The following is a 16931-nucleotide window of genomic DNA, read 5'->3' as shown; positions in this document are numbered from 1 at the left end:
CGACACCGCTGAATCCGATGAAAAGGCGCTATTGGACTTCAGGATCGCGCCCGGGCAGTGTGGGACCCTCCCCCTTTTCCGGGGCACCCTGTCCCTGCACCACCCGGAGATCACCCGATGAACCACGTCGCGGACCCCGAGCGCTACAACGGCACCATGCGCTACCGGCGCACCGGGCGCTCAGGACTCGACCTTCCTCTCCTGTCCCTGGGTTACTGGCACAACTTCGGAGACGACCGGCCGTTCGAGTCCCAGCGAGAGATCGCTCTGCGGGCCTTCGACCTCGGTATCACCCACCACGACCTCGCCAACAACTACGGTCCGCCGTACGGCTCCGCCGAGATCAACTTCGGGCGCCTGATGAAGCAGGACCTCGCGCCGTACCGGGACGAGATGGTGATCTCCACCAAGGCCGGCTGGGACATGTGGCCGGGCCCCTACGGTCAGGGCGGTGGCTCCCGCAAGTACGTCCTCGCCTCGCTCGACCAGTCCCTGAGCCGCATGGGCCTGGACTACGTGGACATCTTCTACTCCCACCGACTCGACGCCACCACGCCGCTCGAGGAAACGATGGGCGCGCTGGACACCGCCGTCCGCCAGGGCAAGGCCCTCTATGTCGGTATCTCCTCCTACGACGCCGAGCGCACCCGTGAGGCGGTCGCCATTCTGCGCGACCTCGGCACCCCGCTGCTGATCCACCAGCCGTCGTACAACATGTTCAACCGCTGGATCGAGACCGAGGGCCTGCTGGACACGGCGGAGCAGGAGGGCTTCGGTGTCATCGGTTTCACCGCGCTCGCGCAGGGGCTGCTGACCGGCCGCTACCTCGAGGGGATCCCGACCGACTCGCGGGCCGCGCAGGACAAGTCCTTCGACACCTCCTGGCTGTCCGAGGACGTACTGCACCGGCTGCGGGCCCTCAACGACATCGCCGCCCGCCGCGGCCAGTCGCTGGCCCAGATGGCTCTCGCGTGGGCCCTGCGGGACGAACGCGTCACGTCCCTCGTCATCGGCGCCTCCCGTGTCGAGCAGCTGGAGCAGAACGTCGCCGCGCTGGAGAACCTCCACTTCGGCGCCGAGGAACTGGCCGAGATCGACAAGTACGCCACGGACGCGGGCGTCGACCTGTGGCAGAGCGCCCGCCTCGGCAGCCTCTCCTGATCGTCGGTCCGGACGGGCACCCCCGCGCTCACCCGCGGGGCCGGGGGCGGGGCGTGCCGGGGTCCGGGCGTCGGATGCGGGTCAGGGCGCGACGAACAGGGTCGGGAAGCGGGGTGCCAGCCATGGCTTGCGCCCCCAGGCCAGTACCCGGCCGCGGCTCATGGCCAGCCAGGGGTTGCACCGCCCCAGCGCGATGAGCAGGAACGTGACGGGCTCGGTGAGCAGCGTGCAGTCCGAGCGGGTCGGCCGCTGCGGTGTCACGTCGACGGTGCCACCGCTGAAGGTGACGCCGAATTCGGTCCCGCCCCACAGACGGAGTGTGTACCGGGCGGTCAGGTCGGCGACGGCCGAGGCGTCGGCGACACGTGGCATGGCCGCCAGCAGGAACGGCAGGCACAGCTCGACCCGGGCCTGATCGATCATGTGCGGCCGGCCCACCGCCCGGGCGAGGTCGTAACCGTGGCCGAGCATGTGCGTCAGCAGGTAGGAGGCCAGTACGGACCGGTCCATGGGGCCGAGCGGCGTGACGAGTGCCCCGTCCGCGGACCCGTCCGGGCCCGCCTGCGCCGCCGCGTCGAGGAACGCCTCCGCCTGCTGCACGATCATCGCCGCCAGGGGCCTCGCGCCGCGCTCCCCGAACGCCGCGAGCGCTCGCGCATTGGCCTCGGCCAGGCTCTGGGGCGTGCCGTCCCCATAGGGGCGTTCGCGTCCTGCGGCGAGGTCGGCCATCAGCTCGTTGGCCTGCGCCAGATGGGCGGCGGCCTCTCCCACGGTCCACTCCGAGTTCGGCACGGGTCCGTTCGTGTCGGCCACCTCGGTCAGCAGGGCCGCGATGTCTGCGGCGGTTTCGCGTATCGCCCGCCCCAAGCCCGCGGGCAGACTGCCCTCGGTGTCCACTCGCGTCCCCGCATCCATGGCGTTGCACTCCCTCGTCGTACCGGCCGCGCTCGTCGTGCACGTAGCTGCGCCACCCAATCAGCCTCGGCAGCCTGCGGCAAGAGCCAGAGCAGCGCTGCTCAAGACCCTTACGAAGTGGTCCGTTGCGTGTGCGTCCCGGCAGTGACGACACACCGCTTGCGGCGGTAGGCGTCAGGGATGCGCGGGGGTGTCCCGGCGCCGCCGCTCCCCCGTGTCCGCAAAGCGGGGAAGAGGCCGGGTGCGGGCCAGCAGCAGGGTGGCGTCGTCGGACGGTGGGTCGCTGCGCACGGCGGCGACGGCTTTCGCCGACAGTTCGTGGAGCACCGGCGTCGGATGAGCCAGGGCGGCGGCGAGACGGTGTATGCCGGACTCGATGTCCTCGGACCGGGACTCCACCAGTCCATCGGTGTAGAGGGCGATCAGGGTGCCGTCCGGGATCTTCATGCGGGCAGACTCGTACAGCCCCACCCCCAGCCCGATGGGGACGCCTGCGGGGACCTCGGGGACCGTAGCCTGTCCGGCGGGGTCGACGACGACGGGTGGGGGGTGGCCCGCGCGCGTCACGTCGAGGAGCCGTTCGATCGGGTCGTAGACGACGTACAGACACGTCGCGGCCAGACTGGGAACGGCGAGATCCGCTTGGTCCGCCTTCTCCTGTGCCAGACGGGCCACCGTGCGGTCGAGCCGACTCAGCAGCACCGCAGGGGGCAGATCCATGTCGGCCAGTGTGTGCAGTGCGATTCTGAGCCTGCCCATCGCGGCCGCCGCCGCGATGCCGTGCCCGACGACATCGCCCACGACGAGTGCCACCCGGTCCCGGGGCAGCGGAATCACGTCGTACCAGTCGCCTCCCACCCCGTGTTCCATGTCGGCGGGCAGATAGCAGTAGTCCACATCGAGGGCCGGCCCGCCGGACACATGAGAAGGCAGTAGATCGCGCTGCAGCGCCAGGGCGGCCGCGCGCTCGCGGGTGTAGCGATTGGCGTTGTCGAGGCTCAGGGCGGCGCGGTCCACGAGCTCCTCGGCGAGGAGCAGGTCGTCCCTCTCGAACGGGTCCGGGTTGTCGGTCCGTACGAAGACCGCGATACCGAGCACACGGCCCCGCGCCTGGATCGCCACCATCATCACGGAGTGCATACCGGTCTCATGGATGATGCGTGAGCGCTGCGGATCGCTCACCAGCCAGGAGTGGAGGGACGGGTTCAGCACCGGCTCCAGATAGGACTCGCCGCTGGTGAGGACCTGCGTGAACGGTGAGGCCGACGGGACGTAGACCGGCTGCCCGGGCTCCCACAACGACTCCGGGATCCCTTCGTGGATCGAGGCCACCCCCGCCCGGCGGAAGACGGGGATGCGTCCCGCGTCCATCCCGAGCCGCGCCAGGGGCTCCTCACCCAGTGGTACGGCCTCCGCGAGGTCCACGGTGGTGTAGTCGGCCAGGCGCGGGACGACGAAGTCGGCCAGTTCCTGCCCTGTGCGCATGACGTCCAGCGTGGTGCCGATCCGGGTGCTGGCCTCATTGAGCAGCATGAGCCGCTCGCTCACGAGCCGCCGGTAGGCGGCGGCACGGCCGTCGCTGGCCGCGGCCAGCCATCTGGTCGCGCCGTCCCTCGTGGAGAGCCTGGAGATCTGCAACTGCACATCCAGGTGATGACCGCCCCTGTGGCGCAGCCGCACGGTGCCCGACCAGCCTCCCGGTGCGGCGGCTCCCCGTAGGACGGCCGCGACGAACGGGCCGGGGTCGGCTGCGGCGAGCAGGTCGGCCAGGGGCCGTCCCAGCACCTCGCGGGCGGTGTAGCCCAGCAGGGTGTGGGCGGCCTGCGTCCAGCCGGCGACCGTGCCGTCCGCATCGATGACCGCCGTCACCGCGCCGTCCGAATCCGCGCCCTCGCCGCTCGCAAGGGGATCGCGGTCGGCAGCGGCTTCGTCAGCGCTGCCCATGGCCTTCCCCCGGTGACGGGCAGGACCGTCGCCCCGCCGGCGCCCGAAGCGGGGAAGCGGCGGGCCGGAGGCGGCCGCGGACACACGGCGTTACGAGGACAACCGGGCCACGGGCCCCGATGAAGTGGCTCAGCGTGTCGTTGTGGGCCATGTAGTCATTTTCTCTCCGTACCGCGGCCGGTGGGTGACCACCGGACCCTCCCTCGCCGGATGATCGGCCCGCGCACGGACCGGGCCACGTACGGTCCGCTCGGGTGCCGTGCTGCCCGGCGTCCGGCCCCCGGCAGATGCAAAGACCGCGCGGCCCCCGGCGCGATGTCGCCGGGGACCGCCCCCTCTCATCCGGTCGCGGGTCCGCGCAGCTCCGGCGGCTCGTTGTCCAGGGCGAGATCGGTGTCGGCGTCGAATCCGACCGCGGCGTGCCCGACCGTGGGGTGGGCTATGTCGGTGCCGAGATCGAAGGCGGCGTCGTCCACCGCGTGCGCCAGCTCTTCGTCCTCCCGACGCCGGACGGCGTCGCGGTGGTGTTCACTCATCCGCTCGACAAGACCGCGGACCCCGTCGTGGGCTTCCTCGTGGGCATCAGCTTCACTCATGGCGGTCATCGTCGGTGCAGGCAACGGTCCGGGACAACCGATCTTCGGGGAACAAATCGTCAACTCCCCGGCCAGGCGGGAGCGGGTGCCGTCACGCACCGTGTCCCCGCGCCGTGCGGTCGTGCCGCCAGGCACCGGGCCGTAGGTGCCGGCCACAGCGTCCGTCCAGGGCGTGCCGCCGTTCCGGCCCCGGGAGCGGGACCCGTTTACCGCCCTCGCGGATGGCCCGGACCACATTCCCGCACCGGAGCGCTCCTGCACCCCGCCCTTCCGTTTCCTCGCGCGTTCACAAAGCACGTCGTTTATTGTTCAATCAGTGGGGGGCAGTAGGAGGTCGCACCATGACAGAGCTAGGACTGAGCGACACGGTGGGGATTCTGGGGCAGCCCGGCGTGCGCACACGACGCAGCAGTGCCGGGCTCGGATGGGAGCGGCTGTATCTCTCGACACAGGAGGAGCAGCCCTACCACGCCGAATTCGATCCGGCACCCACGCATCTGCTGATCCTTCATCTCAGCGGACCGGTCACCGTGCGGCGGGGGCACGGCTCGGGAACACGTACCCGGAAGATCCCCGCCGGAGGGCTGTTCCTGCAGCCGGCCGGCCGGACCCTGTCCGTCGAGCTCGGCGGACGGCTCGACACGGTCCACGCCTACCTCACGGACGAGGCGCTGCGCGAAGCCAATGAGGGACGGGCCGTCGAGCTGTCGGAGGAGCTAGGGACCTCGGATCCGCTCGCCGAGCAGCTCGTCCTCGCGCTGGAGGGCACTGCGCGACGCTGGGAGCCGTCGGCGCGGACCTACACCGACCAGCTGACGGAGATGCTCGCCGCCCAGCTCGTACGACGGCACGGCACCCGCCCCGTCGAACCGCGGCCGCTCCGGTCCGGGCTGTCCGGAAAGCAGCTCGCGACCGTGCGCGAGCTCATGGAGGAGCGCCTCGCCGAACCGCTGCCGATCGCCGACCTCGCCGCCGCGGTCTCCTTGAGCGGCAGCCAGTTCACCCGGCAGTTCCGGGCGAGCACGGGGACCTCACCGCACCAGTACCTGCTGTCACTGCGGCTGGAGCAGGCGTGCCGGCTGCTGCGCGCCGGAACCATGGCCATCGGTGAGGTGGCCGTCGAGTCCGGTTTCTCCCACCAGGAGCATCTGACACGGGTGATGCGCGCACGGCTCGGCACCACTCCGGCGGCCCTGCGCCGCGCGGGCTGAGGCCGCGGCGCCCGGTCACGCACCCGAGCCTCAGCGTTCCAGCACCAGTGCCAGCGCCTGTCCCACTCCGATGCACAGCGCGGCCAGCCCCCTGCCGCTGCCCGCCGCGGCGAGCTGGTGGGCGACCGCCCCGGTGATCCGGGCACCCGAGGCGCCCAGCGGATGACCGATGGCGATGGCCCCGCCGCGCGGATTGACGACCGAGGGGTCGATTTCCGGCAGCGCGGCCAGGCAGCCCAGCACCTGGGCGGCGTAAGCCTCGTTGAGCTCGATCGTACGGAGGTCGTCGGGTGCCACCTCCGCCTTGGTCAGCACCTTGCGGATGGCGTCCACCGGCCCGAGTCCGAAGTACCGCGGGTCGATGCCCGTGACCGCGGCCGCCCGTACCCGTGCGAGGGGCTCCCTGCCGATCGCGGCGAGTCCGTCCTCGTCGGCGAGCAGGAGGGCCGCCGCCCCGTCGTTCAGCGGGGAGGCGTTGCCTGCGGTGACGGTCCCGTCCGCGAGGAACGCCGGCTTCAGTGCGGCGAGGGCCTCCAGCGAGGTGGTGTCGCGGATGTTCTCGTCGCGCGGCAGCGTGACGCCCCGGGGAGGAACCACCTCGCCGTCGTACAGCCCCTCGCTCCAGGCACGTGCGGCGTTGCGATGGCTGGCGAGCGCGAACGCGTCCTGGGCCTCACGGGTGATGCCGTGCTTGGCACCGACGAGTTCCGCGCTCTCGCCGAGCGGGATCGTCCACTCCTGGGGCATCTCCGGGTTGACCAGCCGCCAGCCGAGGGTCGTGGAGTGCAGCTGCTGGTCCTTCGCGGGAAAGGCCCGCTCCGGCTTGGGCAGCACCCAGGGGGCGCGGCTCATGGACTCGACGCCACCCGCGACGGCGACGGAGGCGTCACCTAGAGCGACGGCGCGGGCCGCCTGGATGACGGCCTCCATCCCCGAACCGCAGAGCCGGTTGACCGCTGCCCCGGGCACGGTGACGGGGAGTCCCGCGAGCAGGACGGCCATCCGGGCCACATCGCGGTTCTCCTCTCCGGCTCCGTTGGCGTTTCCGAACAGAACGTCGTCGATGCGGGCCGGGTCCAGAGACGGGCTGCGGTCCAGAAGGGCCCGCAGCACGCCTGCCGCCAGGTCGTCCGGGCGGACGCCGGACAGGGCGCCGCCGTAGCGGCCGAACGGGGTCCGGACGGCGTCGACGATGTACACATCTCGCGGTCGCTCGATCATCAAGGGCTCCTTGCGGGTCAGCAGTTGAGGACGACGGGGGTGAGGGCGACCACCTGGGAGACCGTCACGCCGGGCGCCGTCTCGACCAGTTCCAGGCCCCACGGGGTGACGTCCAGAACGCACAGGTCGGTGATGATCCGGTCCACGCACGCACGTCCCGTCAGCGGCAGCGTGCATTCTTCGACGATCTTGGGGGTGCCGTCCTTGGCGGTGTGCTCCATCAGCACCACCACCCGGCGGGCCCCGTGGACGAGGTCCATGGCACCGCCCATGCCTTTGATCATCTTTCCGGGAACCGCCCAGTTGGCCAGATCCCCGCGCGCCGACACCTGCAGCGCACCCAGGACGGCGGTGTCGATGTGCCCGCCGCGGATCATGCCGAAGGAGAGCGAGGAGTCGAAGAAGGACGCCCCCGGCCGTACGGTGACGGTCTCCTTGCCCGCGTTGATGAGGTCGGCGTCGACCTCGTCGGGCGCCGGGTAGGGCCCGACGCCGAGCAGTCCGTTCTCGGAGTGCAGGACGACGTCGACGTCAGGTGGCAGATGGTCGGCCACCAGCGTGGGCAGCCCGATGCCGAGGTTGACGTAGTCTCCGTCGCGCAGCTCGCGCGCGGCCCGCGCCGCCATCTCGTGCCTGTTCCAGCTCACCGTGTGCACACCGCCTCGTACGAGCGCCGGGAGAGAAGCCGGTTCATCACTCCCGCACCGTCCTCTTCTCGATCCCCTTGTCGGCGGCCTGTTCGGGGGTGAGCGCCACGACGCGCTGCACGAACACGCCCGGCACGTGCACCTCGTCGGGGTCGAGCACACCGGGCTCGACCAGCTCCTCCACCTCGGCCACCGTGATGCGGCCGGCCATCGCCGCGAGCGGGTTGAAGTTCCGGGCCGCGCGATGGAAGACGAGGTTGCCGTGCCGGTCCCCACGGGCGGCCCTGACCAGGGCGTAGTCCGTGGTGATGGCGCGTTCCAGGACGTACTCGGTGTCGTCGAAGACCCGCACTTCCTTGGGCGGTGAGGCGAGGGCGACCGATCCGTCGGGGGCGTAGCGCCACGGCAGACCGCCCTCCTGGACCTGTGTGCCGACGCCTGCCGGGGTGAAGAAGGCCGGAATGCCGCAGCCTCCGGCGCGCAGCCGTTCCGCGAGGGTGCCCTGCGGAATCAGCTCCACCTCCAGTTCGCCTCCGAGGTACTGGCGCGCGAATTCCTTGTTGTCACCCACGTACGAGCCGGTGACCCGGGCGATCCGGCCCGCGGCCAGCAGGACGCCGAGGCCGCGGCCGTCCACACCGCAGTTGTTCGACACCACTCGCAGATCGCTCACCCCGCTCGTGTACAGGGCGCCGATGAGGACCTCCGGCACGCCGCTCAGCCCGAAGCCTCCGACGGCGAACGACCGGCCGTCCGCCACGTCCGCCAAGGCCTCCTCGGCCGTTGCCACTTGCTTGTCCATGACTGCTCCTTACCGCCCGAGCACCTGACGGAGGGCGCCCAGCAGTTCCGCCCGGGCCGATGCCGCGTTCCCGGGGGCACCCGTGCGCCGCCATGCGACATGGCCGTCCGGTCGTACCAGCAGCGCACCGTCCTCGGCGATCTCCGAGACACGGCTCCATTCGCCGTACGCGTCACGGGAGTCGGGGTCCCCGATGCGCACGGACCGCACCGGTACGCCGAGTTCGTCCCGGCAGGCGTCCGCAGCCGACTCCCACACCCCGCCCGCGAGCCCCGTGAGGACGGTGAAGACGCCCTTGCCGACGACGTCGAGCGTGGAGATCCGTCCGCCTCCGGCGTCGACCAGCCAGGCATGCGGGACCTTGGCGCCGGGCCTGGTCGTCGGGCGCGCGACCAACTCCGGGTCCACCGAGCGGTCTTCGTCCGGACCGTCGCTCGGGACGACCGCACCGGAGACATAGCGCTGGTTCATCTCGACGCCGTGCGCGTTGAATTCGTAGTTCTTCAGCTGGACCGCGTCCTCGAGGAGGCGTCGCTTCTTCGCACCCTCGGCGGTCGAGGCCCGCAGCGCCGCAAGGCCCTCGGCGATGCTCTCCTCGTCGCTTCCCGCTCCGACGCCGAGCACGTCGAAGACGGGTCCGAACTGGTCGCGGCTGAGGTTGGCCCGCTCCACGATCTGCCGTCCGACGGGGGCGCGTTCGGCGGTGTAGCTGTCGAGCAGCGCGGGCCCCGCCTCACCGCGGATCACCATGGCCAGCTTCCACGCGAGGTTGTAGGAGTCCTGGATCGAGGTGTTGGAGCCGAGACCGTTGGACGGCGGGTGCCGGTGCACGGCGTCACCCGCGCAGAACACCCGTCCCGCTCCGTAGGAGGCGGCGTAGCTGTGGTTGACGGTCCACAACGAGGTCGAGGTGATCTCCACCGGCAGCTCGGGGTCACCGATGAGGTCGCGCACGATGCGCCGTGCCTCTTCCTCGTCCACCGCGGGCGGCGGCTGCTCGATGTCGTAGCCCCAGACCAGCAGCCACTCGTTCCACGGACGGACCATACGGACCAGGCCCATGCCGATGCCGCCCGTCTCCGCTCCCGGGCGCAGCACCCAGTACAGGACGCTCGGACGGTGCGCGCAGTACCGCGTGAGATCGGCCTTGAAGACGATGTTCATGCTGCCGGCCTTGCCCATCCGCCCGTCGAAGGGCAGGCCGAGCTGCTCCGCCACCGAGCTGCGTCCGCCGTCCGCGCCGATGAGATAACGGGCGCGCACGGTGAACTCGTCGCCGCGGATCCGGTCGCGCAGCAGCGCCGTGACGCCGTCCTCGTCCTGGGTGAAACTGAGGAACTCGGTGTCGAAGCGGATCTTCGCTCCGCGCTCGGCCGCCGTGCTCACCAGGATCGGCTCCAGGTAGGTCTGCGGCAGGTCGATCATCTCGCAGGGGCTCTTGGACGCGTACTCGGTCAGTGTGGCCGGGCCCGTGCCCCAGCTGCGGATCCGGCCGATCTCCTCACCGGCGAGGGCGGTGCACAGGACGGTGTCGCCCATGAGGTGGGACGGACTGCCGACCGCCCGCGCCTCGGCCTCGACGCCGAGATCGCGCAGCACCTCCATGGTGCGCTGGTTCGTGATGTGTGCTCGCGGGGTGTTGGCCAGCCAGCCGTACTTCGTCACCAGCAGGGTGCGTATCCCGTACGTGGCGAGAAGCAGAGCGGCCGAACCTCCGGCCGGGCCGCTGCCGACGACCAGGACGTCGGTGTCGTAGGTGTCCGTGCGGGTCATGTGTGGGCGCTCCTTGGTCAGCCGGCCGACGGGGCGATGCGGAAGGTGTACTCGAGGCGGCGCCATTCCCCGTCGACGGGGCGGCCGTCAGGGGTGGGGCCGGTGTGCGGCGTGAAGTCGACGACGAGCGCGTCCTTGACGCCGAACACGGTGTCGCTGTCGAGGTAGGCGCCGCCGGCCACGAACAGCTGGGTGACGAGCCGCCGGTGACCCGGGGCATCGATCATGAAATGGAGGTGGGGCGCCCTGAAGGGGTGGCGGCCGACCGCGGCAAGCATCTGCCCGACCGGTCCGTCGTCGGGGATCGGATAGGCGGCAGGCAGAAGCGACCAGAAGGTCATCCGGCCCTCCGCGTCGGTGCGTAGCCGGGCGCGCAGCACCGGCCCGTCCAGATCGGGGAGCTGGACGTCGTAGAAGCCGTCCTCATTGGACTGCCAGACGTCCACGACGGCGTCCTTGAGCGGCTCGCCGGCCGTGTCCAGCACCCGTACGTCCACCCACAACGGCGTACCGGGCAGGCCACCGGATATGTCGCTGCCGTGCTCGGTCCCGGGCGGGCCTTCGACGTAGAAGGGCCCGAGCACCGCGGAGGGGGTGGTGGTGGGCGTACGGGAGTTGGTGAGCAGATCCACGGCGCTGGAGATCCCGAGCGTGTCCGACAGCAGCACGAACTCCTGGCGGGTCGGGCCGGAGATCTGCCCGGTGCGGGTGAGGAAGTCGATCGCGTACTGCCATTCGGCGTCGGTGAGGTCGTTGTCCGTCACGAAGGCGTGCAGACGCCGGACGAGGTCGGTGAGGAGGCAGCGGACGCGTGGATCCGGGGCCTGTGCGAAGGAGCCCACGACTTGCTCGGTGAGGCGGGCCACCTGGGCCGTGACGGTGTCGGTCGCCGTGCTCGGTCGGCGCCCGGACCAGGCGTCGGACAGCAGCGCGGCCACGCCCTCGGCGGTCACCTCGCGCGGGTTCGGGTATGGGGTCGCGGCGGCCAGCTCGGCTGCCTTCGCCAAGCCCGATTCCGGCATGCCGAGATCACGCAGCGAGGTGGGACCGCCCAGGGACGCGATCAGGTCGTGGACTCCGGAGGGCGCGTCCGCCGTGCCGAGGGCCTCGGCGATACGGCGCATGGCGTCGGGTGCGGCGGCCGCGTTGTAGGCCATGGCGTGCGGGAGGACGACGGTGTGTGTCTCTGCGTGCGGGAGGTCGAAGCTGCCACCGAGGGTGTGGCACAGCTTGTGGTGCAGGCCCATTCCGACGGTGGCGAGACAGGTGCCGGCAAGCCAGGCCGCGTGCAGCAGATCGGCGCGTGCCCCGGGGTCGGTGGAGTCGTCGGCCAGCCGGGGCAACGCCCGGGCGATACGGGAGATCGCCTCGATGGCCTGCCGGTCGGTGACCGGGTTGGCGTCGGCCGAGTACAGCGCCTCCACGGCGTGCGCCATGGCGTTCACGCCGCTGGTCACGGACATGGCGACCGGGAGGGTGGAGGTGAAGGCGATGTCGTAGACGACGGTCTCGGGCAGGATCGCCGCGGAGGACTGTGTGACCTTGCGCCCGTCGCGGGTCTCGCCGAGCACGGGGGTCACCTCGGAGCCGGCGTACGTGGTCGGCAGGATCACCTGCGGCAGATCCGTGCGCAGGGCAAGCGCCTTCGACAGGCCCGTCGTCGAGCCGCCGCCGACGGCCACCAGACAGTCGGCGGACGCCTCCCGCAGCACGGCGAGCGCCTGCTCGGTCACTTCCACGGGTGTGTGCATCACCGGGCCGTCGAAGTCCGCCACGACCAGATCACCGAGTGCTTCACGGACCCGGGCGGAGGCCCCCGCCGGGGACGAGCCGGACAGCAGCAGCACCCGGCTCCCGCCGAGCCGCTCCACTTCCTCCCGAAGCCGGCCGACGGTACCGGTACCGAAGACCACCCGTGAGGGACGGGATGTATAGACGAACGTCCGCATTGAGTTCCGCCTCCGCATGTCGGTGTTCACGCACCGTGTGCTTGGCCATCGAGTCTGCGAGTTACGCTCATGTGAACGCCTGCACGATCCGACCGTTGTCGCTGCACAAAACGCGCGGTGCGGCCCGGGACGGGGAAAGAGTGCGCCCCTCGCACGGAAGTCGCGTGCCGGGTGGCTCGGTGTGCCGCGGGCTTCCCGGTCGACGGGATTGACAGGTCCGGCACACATTTCGGCGCAGTACGAACATCTGATGGTCCGTCTGGTGGTATTGCCGCCACAACACGGCATGGCCCTCGGGGATCACGCTCGAGGTGCGCGTATCTCTTGACCGGACAGCCCCTCCTCCGACCTTGCGGGAGATCTCCGATGAGACGTCTTCTCATGGCCGTGACCGTTGTCGGTGCGGCCGGCGTGCTGACCGTCGCCCTTCCGGCGAGGGCCAAGGCCGCCGCCCCGTACCCCTACGCACATGCCTGGGCAAAGCCAACTGCGCATGCGAAGGACATTGCTGACGCCACGTCAAGTCCACTGACCACCAATGCCGCAGGGCGCACGGCACCGGCGGCAGCCTGACACCGTGCTCGCCCCGGCCGGTCCGCCCGCAGAGCCCCCGCCGCAGTCCGGGCCCGCGCGGCGAACGGGCTCGCGACGGCGGACGGCGCCACGAGCGAGACACGGGGTTGCGGGTCTCGGGCGGGCGGCCCCGGTGCCTGCAGCGACGACGCCCCCTCGACCCGGTCGCATCGATGACCGGTGGCAGACCCGTTGGGGCGGCCCTAGAGTGAAGAGACGTTTCCCGTCACCGCCGCACCGGTCGGCATCGTGAACGGCCGATGTGCGGCCCGCAGGGGCGAGGCGGCGGCTCGTGGACGTGTCCGGATGCCCCGCTCGTGACCTGGGAAGGGGTGTGGCCCGTGGCCGAAAGCTCCCCCGCGCCTGTGCCCCAGTCGGTGCTGTCGCCGTTGACGACTGCCGCGATCTTCCTGGTGATGACCATCGATCGAGATGGCGAGGAGCCCACCCGCGCGCTGCTTTCCGATCTCAACGGACTGCAGCGGGCCGTAGGCTTCCGCGCCTCCTCCAGCGGAATGCTGAGCTGTGTCACGGGCATCGGCTCCGAAGCCTGGGACCGCCTTTTCGCCGGGCCGCGGCCCGCGGAGTTGCACCCCTTTCGCGAGTTGGCCGGACCGGTGCACCGCGCCGTGTCGACACCCGGTGACCTCTTGTTCCACATCCGGGCCGCCCGGCTGGACCTGTGCTTCGCGCTGGCCGCCGAGATCATGGAGCGACTGCGCGGTGCCGTGACGGTCCTGGACGAGGTTCATGGGTTCAAGTACTTCGACGTGCGGGACCTGCTCGGTTTCGTCGACGGCACGGAGAACCCGGTGGGGCCGGTGGCGAGCGCGGCCGTGCTGATCGGCGACGAGGATCCGCCCTTCACCGGCGGCAGCTACGTCATCGTGCAGAAGTACCTTCACGATCTCCAGGCGTGGAACGCCCTTCCCGTGGAGGCGCAGGAGATGGTGATCGGGCGCCGGAAGCTGTCCGACGTCGAACTGGACGACGAGACCAAGCCGGCCGACTCCCATGTCGCGCTCACCACGGTCGTCGATCCCGACGGCACCGAACGCAAGATCCTGCGCGACAACATGCCGTTCGGCACCGTCGGCGAGGCCGAGTTCGGCACGTACTTCATCGGCTACGCCCGTACCCCCGACGTCACCGAGACGATGCTGGAGCGCATGTTCCTGGGCGCACCGCCGGCGACGCACGACCGCATCCTGGACTTCTCCACCGCGGTCACCGGCTCCCTCTTCCACGTGCCCACCAGTGACTTCCTCGACGACCTTCCCGACCCGCCCGACGCGGACGAGTCCGGGTCCGAGAGCGAGACCGAATCCGACACCGGCGCCGACTCCCCCTGCGTCCACACCGACACCGTGCTCCTCGGGCAGACACGAGCACCGGACGGCTCCCTGGGGATCGGCGACCTGAAGGGCAGGTGACGCCGATGAACAATCTTCACCGCGAACTGGCGCCCATCTCCGCCGTCGCCTGGGCGGACCTGGAGGACGAGGCCCAGCGTACGTTCGAGCGGCATGTCGCGGCCCGCCGGATCGTCGATGTGCCCGAGCCCGGCGGACTCGACCTGTCCGGCGTCGGCACGGGTCATCTGCAGACCATCGACCCACCGGCCACGGGGATCACCGCCCGCACCCGTCTCGTCCAGCCCCTGGTGGAGCTGCGTGTCCCCTTCGTCGTCAACCGCAGGCAGGTCGACGACGTCGCGCGGGGGGCCAAGGACGCCGACTGGCAGCCGGTCAAGGACGCCGCCAGGCAACTCGCCTACGCCGAGGACCGAGCGGTGTTCGAGGGCTATTCCGCGGCCGGCGTCACCGGTCTGCGGGAGAGTTCGTCGAACCAGCCGCTGACACTTCCCTACGAGGTGCGCGAGTACCCGAACGCGGTCAGCCAGGCCGTCACCGCTCTGCGTCTGGCGGGCGTGGGCGGACCGTACACGCTGGCGCTCAGCGCGGAGGCGTACACCGCGGTCAGCGAGACCTCCGACTACGGCTACCCCGTCATCAGGCACATGGCCCGGCTCCTGGACGGCGACATCGTCTGGGCACCCGCCATCGACGGCGCCTTTCTGCTGTCCACGCGGGGTGGCGACTTCGAACTCCACATCGGCCAGGACGTGTCCATCGGCTATCTGTCGCACGACGACGACAGCGTACGGCTGTACTTCCAGGAGACGCTCACCTTCATGGTGTACACCAGCGAGGCGGTGGTGGCTCTCGAGGCACCCGCACCGGGGCCCGACGCCGGCGGAGGGCAGGTGCCGGCATGAAAGTCGGAGTCGTCGGGGTGGGCGCGGTAGGAGCGGCCACGGCACTGTCCCTGGTCGAACGGGGTGGAACCTGCCGGGAGATCGTGCTGATCGACCGCAACACGGCCCGGGCCGACGGCGTGGCGGCCGACATGCGCTACGCGACGCCGCTGTCCCCCACGGTCGACATACGCTCCGGACGCTACGAGGACCTGGCCCATGCCGCGGTCGTCGTGATCACGGCGGGGACGAACGAGAAGGCCGGCGGTGCCACCGACCGGTCCGACCCCGAGGGACGGCTGCGGCTGCTGGAGACCAATGCGAGGGTGTACGCCGACATCGTCCCGCGGGTGGTCGCGGTCGTACCGCAGGCGGTGCTCATGGTGGTCACCGACCCACCGGACCCACTGGCCGACCTCACCCGTGAACTCGCCGGTCACGACCGGGTGTTCTCGACCGGCACGTTGATCGACAGCCTGCGCTTCCGTGTCCAGCTCGCCGACCGGCTCCACGTCCGGCCGCGTGATGTGCAGGCTCTGGTCGTGGGTGAACACGGCACCTCGGAGGTGCTCCTGTGGTCCTCCGCCACGGTCGGCGGCATCCCCGTGACCCGGCTGCTCACTGAGGACGACGCATCCGTCGAGCATGTGCGCGGAGAGGTCGAGAACGACATCCGGTACGCCAACATCGCCATCATCGAGGGCACGGGCGCCAGCCAGTACGGCATCGGGGCCGTGTCCGCCCGGCTCGTCGAGTCGGTTCTGCGCGACGAACGGGCGGTGCTGCCGGTCGCCGCCCACTGTCCCCGCTACGGGGTCACCCTGTCCCTGTCCAGTGTGCTGGGCGCGGGCGGTGTCCAGCAGATGCACGAGCCCTCCATGACTCCCGAAGAGCATCAGGCCCTGGCGCAGAGCGCCGAGGTGCTGCGTGATGCCTCGCGGCGGGCCATGGCCGTCGGCGGCGCCTGAGTCGCCCTGGCGCACATCTCCCGGGGTCACCCCTCACTCCGGGGCGACCAGGCCGCGGCGGACCTTGACGAGGGGCCCGCACGCAAGGACGACGGCCACCGTGACCAGTACGGCGGGCAGCGCTCCCGTCCACGCGGGGGCCACCCGTCGCAACACCATGGCGCCTGCCGCCCCCACGATCAGACCCCCGAGCCGGGCGGGCACCCACCCGTCCGCCCGCCGCGATCGACCCACACCCCGCACGATGTACGTGGCCAGTGTTCCGGTCAGATAGGTGGTCGGGGCCGCCGCGCGTCCGGCCGCCACCATGGCGGCGGCCTGCGCCCCCATCGCCAGCGCGGCGCCGAACTGCAGCACGTCGCGGAGCATCGCGTCCGGGGCACCGTCGACGGCCGCCCAGGCGCCTGCGCCGACCCCGAGCAGAGCCGCCTCCGCGACCAGGCAGGACAGCACACGCGACGGCCAGTGCGTGGCCACGCCCTCGCGGCCGCGGGTGACCCATGCGACCGCCGCGGCACCCACACCGAACCCCGCCAGTGCCAGCAGCGCGGCGTTCACCCCTGTGGCGCGGCCCTGGCCGATCGCCATCCCGAGCAGCGCGAGATTGCTGGTCATCACACCGGCGAAGACGTGGTCCAGCGCGGTGAACGAGATCGTCTCCACGGCCCCGGACGCGGCCACGAGCATGACCACGGCGATCCGCATCACCCGGTCCGTGCTGCCAGTCGGTACCGCGTGGGTTTCCATCCCGGCTCCTCCCGACGGCGGTCACCAACAGTAACGACCGGCCTCGGGGCTTCCGGCGAACCGCGCCGGAGGAACCGGCCATGAGTCCGCCGCAACACCGTTCGGACGGGGAGCGTCACCGACGGGCGTCCGGGCCGCGTCAACACGCGCTGCGCGGGTACCCGCGG

Annotated in this window: 15 protein-coding genes; 6 read left to right on the top strand and 9 right to left on the bottom strand. The window is 71.0% G+C overall.

Going from position 1 to position 16931, the window contains the following annotated elements:
- The first annotated feature begins 117 nt into the window (after window positions 1–117).
- Window positions 118–1161, top strand: a complete 1044-nt coding sequence (gene mgrA / locus ADL25_RS04435; RefSeq protein ID WP_059126270.1) for an L-glyceraldehyde 3-phosphate reductase — start codon at window positions 118–120, stop codon at window positions 1159–1161.
- An 81-nt stretch (window positions 1162–1242) separates the two neighbouring features.
- On the opposite strand, the gene ADL25_RS04430 is transcribed toward mgrA, so the two are convergent.
- The 3 genes from ADL25_RS04430 to ADL25_RS04420 form a co-directional block, all read right to left on the bottom strand.
- A complete protein-coding gene (locus ADL25_RS04430; RefSeq protein WP_059126269.1) occupies window positions 1243–2076 on the bottom strand; it encodes a maleylpyruvate isomerase family mycothiol-dependent enzyme in 834 nt (277 codons plus the stop codon).
- 174 nt (window positions 2077–2250) lie between these two features.
- Window positions 2251–4020: a SpoIIE family protein phosphatase gene (locus tag ADL25_RS04425; protein ID WP_059126268.1), complete on the bottom strand. Its 1770-nt coding sequence runs from the start codon at window positions 4018–4020 to the stop codon at window positions 2251–2253.
- Between the two features lie 338 nt (window positions 4021–4358).
- Window positions 4359–4616, bottom strand: a complete 258-nt coding sequence (locus tag ADL25_RS04420; RefSeq protein WP_107116509.1) for a hypothetical protein — start codon at window positions 4614–4616, stop codon at window positions 4359–4361.
- Between the two features lie 341 nt (window positions 4617–4957).
- On the opposite strand from ADL25_RS04420, the gene ADL25_RS04415 reads away from it, so the two are divergent.
- Window positions 4958–5827 (top strand): helix-turn-helix domain-containing protein, encoded by an 870-nt coding sequence (locus ADL25_RS04415; RefSeq protein WP_059126267.1) that lies wholly within the window; start codon window positions 4958–4960, stop codon window positions 5825–5827.
- Between the two features lie 30 nt (window positions 5828–5857).
- Here the strand turns inward: ADL25_RS04415 and ADL25_RS04410 are convergent, their stop codons facing one another.
- Genes ADL25_RS04410 through ADL25_RS04390 form a run of 5 tightly spaced genes read right to left on the bottom strand, consistent with a single transcriptional unit; the run spans window position 5858 to window position 12219 of the window.
- On the bottom strand, window positions 5858–7048 hold the full coding sequence (locus ADL25_RS04410; protein WP_059126266.1) for a thiolase family protein: 1191 nt from the start codon (window positions 7046–7048) through the stop codon (window positions 5858–5860).
- Between the two features lie 17 nt (window positions 7049–7065).
- Window positions 7066–7695, bottom strand: coding sequence for a CoA transferase subunit B (locus ADL25_RS04405; RefSeq protein WP_059126336.1), 630 nt, complete (start codon window positions 7693–7695; stop codon window positions 7066–7068).
- A 46-nt stretch (window positions 7696–7741) separates the two neighbouring features.
- Window positions 7742–8497 (bottom strand): CoA transferase subunit A, encoded by a 756-nt coding sequence (locus ADL25_RS04400; RefSeq protein ID WP_059126265.1) that lies wholly within the window; start codon window positions 8495–8497, stop codon window positions 7742–7744.
- A gap of 9 nt (window positions 8498–8506) precedes the next feature.
- Window positions 8507–10270, bottom strand: coding sequence for an FAD-dependent oxidoreductase (locus ADL25_RS04395; RefSeq protein ID WP_059126264.1), 1764 nt, complete (start codon window positions 10268–10270; stop codon window positions 8507–8509).
- 17 nt (window positions 10271–10287) lie between these two features.
- Window positions 10288–12219, bottom strand: coding sequence for a maleylacetate reductase and hydroxyquinol 1,2-dioxygenase domain-containing protein (locus ADL25_RS04390; RefSeq protein WP_059126263.1), 1932 nt, complete (start codon window positions 12217–12219; stop codon window positions 10288–10290).
- Between the two features lie 366 nt (window positions 12220–12585).
- Between ADL25_RS04390 and ADL25_RS48845 the strand changes: the two genes are divergently transcribed.
- The 4 genes from ADL25_RS48845 (at window position 12586) to ADL25_RS04375 (ending at window position 16017) form a co-directional block, all read left to right on the top strand.
- Window positions 12586–12792, top strand: coding sequence for a hypothetical protein (locus ADL25_RS48845; protein ID WP_159044873.1), 207 nt, complete (start codon window positions 12586–12588; stop codon window positions 12790–12792).
- A gap of 341 nt (window positions 12793–13133) precedes the next feature.
- Entirely contained in the window at window positions 13134–14225 is a 1092-nt protein-coding gene (locus tag ADL25_RS04385) for a Dyp-type peroxidase (protein WP_059126335.1), read from the top strand.
- A gap of 5 nt (window positions 14226–14230) precedes the next feature.
- Window positions 14231–15070, top strand: a complete 840-nt coding sequence (locus ADL25_RS04380) for a family 1 encapsulin nanocompartment shell protein (protein WP_059126262.1) — start codon at window positions 14231–14233, stop codon at window positions 15068–15070.
- A complete protein-coding gene (locus tag ADL25_RS04375; RefSeq protein WP_059126261.1) occupies window positions 15067–16017 on the top strand; it encodes a lactate/malate family dehydrogenase in 951 nt (316 codons plus the stop codon). Before ADL25_RS04380 ends, ADL25_RS04375 begins: the two co-directional genes overlap by 4 nt.
- A gap of 33 nt (window positions 16018–16050) precedes the next feature.
- On the opposite strand, the gene ADL25_RS04370 is transcribed toward ADL25_RS04375, so the two are convergent.
- Window positions 16051–16764 (bottom strand): DUF1275 family protein, encoded by a 714-nt coding sequence (locus tag ADL25_RS04370; RefSeq protein WP_059126260.1) that lies wholly within the window; start codon window positions 16762–16764, stop codon window positions 16051–16053.
- Window positions 16765–16931: the final 167 nt, after the last annotated feature.

Source organism: Streptomyces sp. NRRL F-5122 (genome assembly GCF_001507435.1).
Classification (GTDB): domain Bacteria; phylum Actinomycetota; class Actinomycetes; order Streptomycetales; family Streptomycetaceae; genus Streptomyces; species Streptomyces lannensis.
This window is presented reverse-complemented; position numbering and strand designations above follow the sequence as displayed.

Bases quoted from the DNA above. Each gene is read 5' to 3' on its own strand.
- ADL25_RS04410 (WP_059126266.1), bottom strand. From the start codon at position 7,048: ATGATCGAGCGACCGCGAGATGTGTACATCGTCGACGCCGTCCGGACC.
- ADL25_RS04395 (WP_059126264.1), bottom strand. From the start codon at position 10,270: ATGACCCGCACGGACACCTACGACACCGACGTCCTGGTCGTCGGCAGC.
- ADL25_RS04425 (WP_059126268.1), bottom strand. From the start codon at position 4,020: ATGGGCAGCGCTGACGAAGCCGCTGCCGACCGCGATCCCCTTGCGAGC.
- mgrA (WP_059126270.1), top strand. From the start codon at position 118: ATGAACCACGTCGCGGACCCCGAGCGCTACAACGGCACCATGCGCTAC.
- ADL25_RS48845 (WP_159044873.1), top strand. From the start codon at position 12,586: ATGAGACGTCTTCTCATGGCCGTGACCGTTGTCGGTGCGGCCGGCGTG.
- ADL25_RS04415 (WP_059126267.1), top strand. From the start codon at position 4,958: ATGACAGAGCTAGGACTGAGCGACACGGTGGGGATTCTGGGGCAGCCC.
- ADL25_RS04380 (WP_059126262.1), top strand. From the start codon at position 14,231: ATGAACAATCTTCACCGCGAACTGGCGCCCATCTCCGCCGTCGCCTGG.
- ADL25_RS04390 (WP_059126263.1), bottom strand. From the start codon at position 12,219: ATGCGGACGTTCGTCTATACATCCCGTCCCTCACGGGTGGTCTTCGGT.
- ADL25_RS04370 (WP_059126260.1), bottom strand. From the start codon at position 16,764: ATGGAAACCCACGCGGTACCGACTGGCAGCACGGACCGGGTGATGCGG.
- ADL25_RS04430 (WP_059126269.1), bottom strand. From the start codon at position 2,076: ATGGATGCGGGGACGCGAGTGGACACCGAGGGCAGTCTGCCCGCGGGC.
- ADL25_RS04400 (WP_059126265.1), bottom strand. From the start codon at position 8,497: ATGGACAAGCAAGTGGCAACGGCCGAGGAGGCCTTGGCGGACGTGGCG.
- ADL25_RS04420 (WP_107116509.1), bottom strand. From the start codon at position 4,616: ATGAGTGAAGCTGATGCCCACGAGGAAGCCCACGACGGGGTCCGCGGT.
- ADL25_RS04375 (WP_059126261.1), top strand. From the start codon at position 15,067: ATGAAAGTCGGAGTCGTCGGGGTGGGCGCGGTAGGAGCGGCCACGGCA.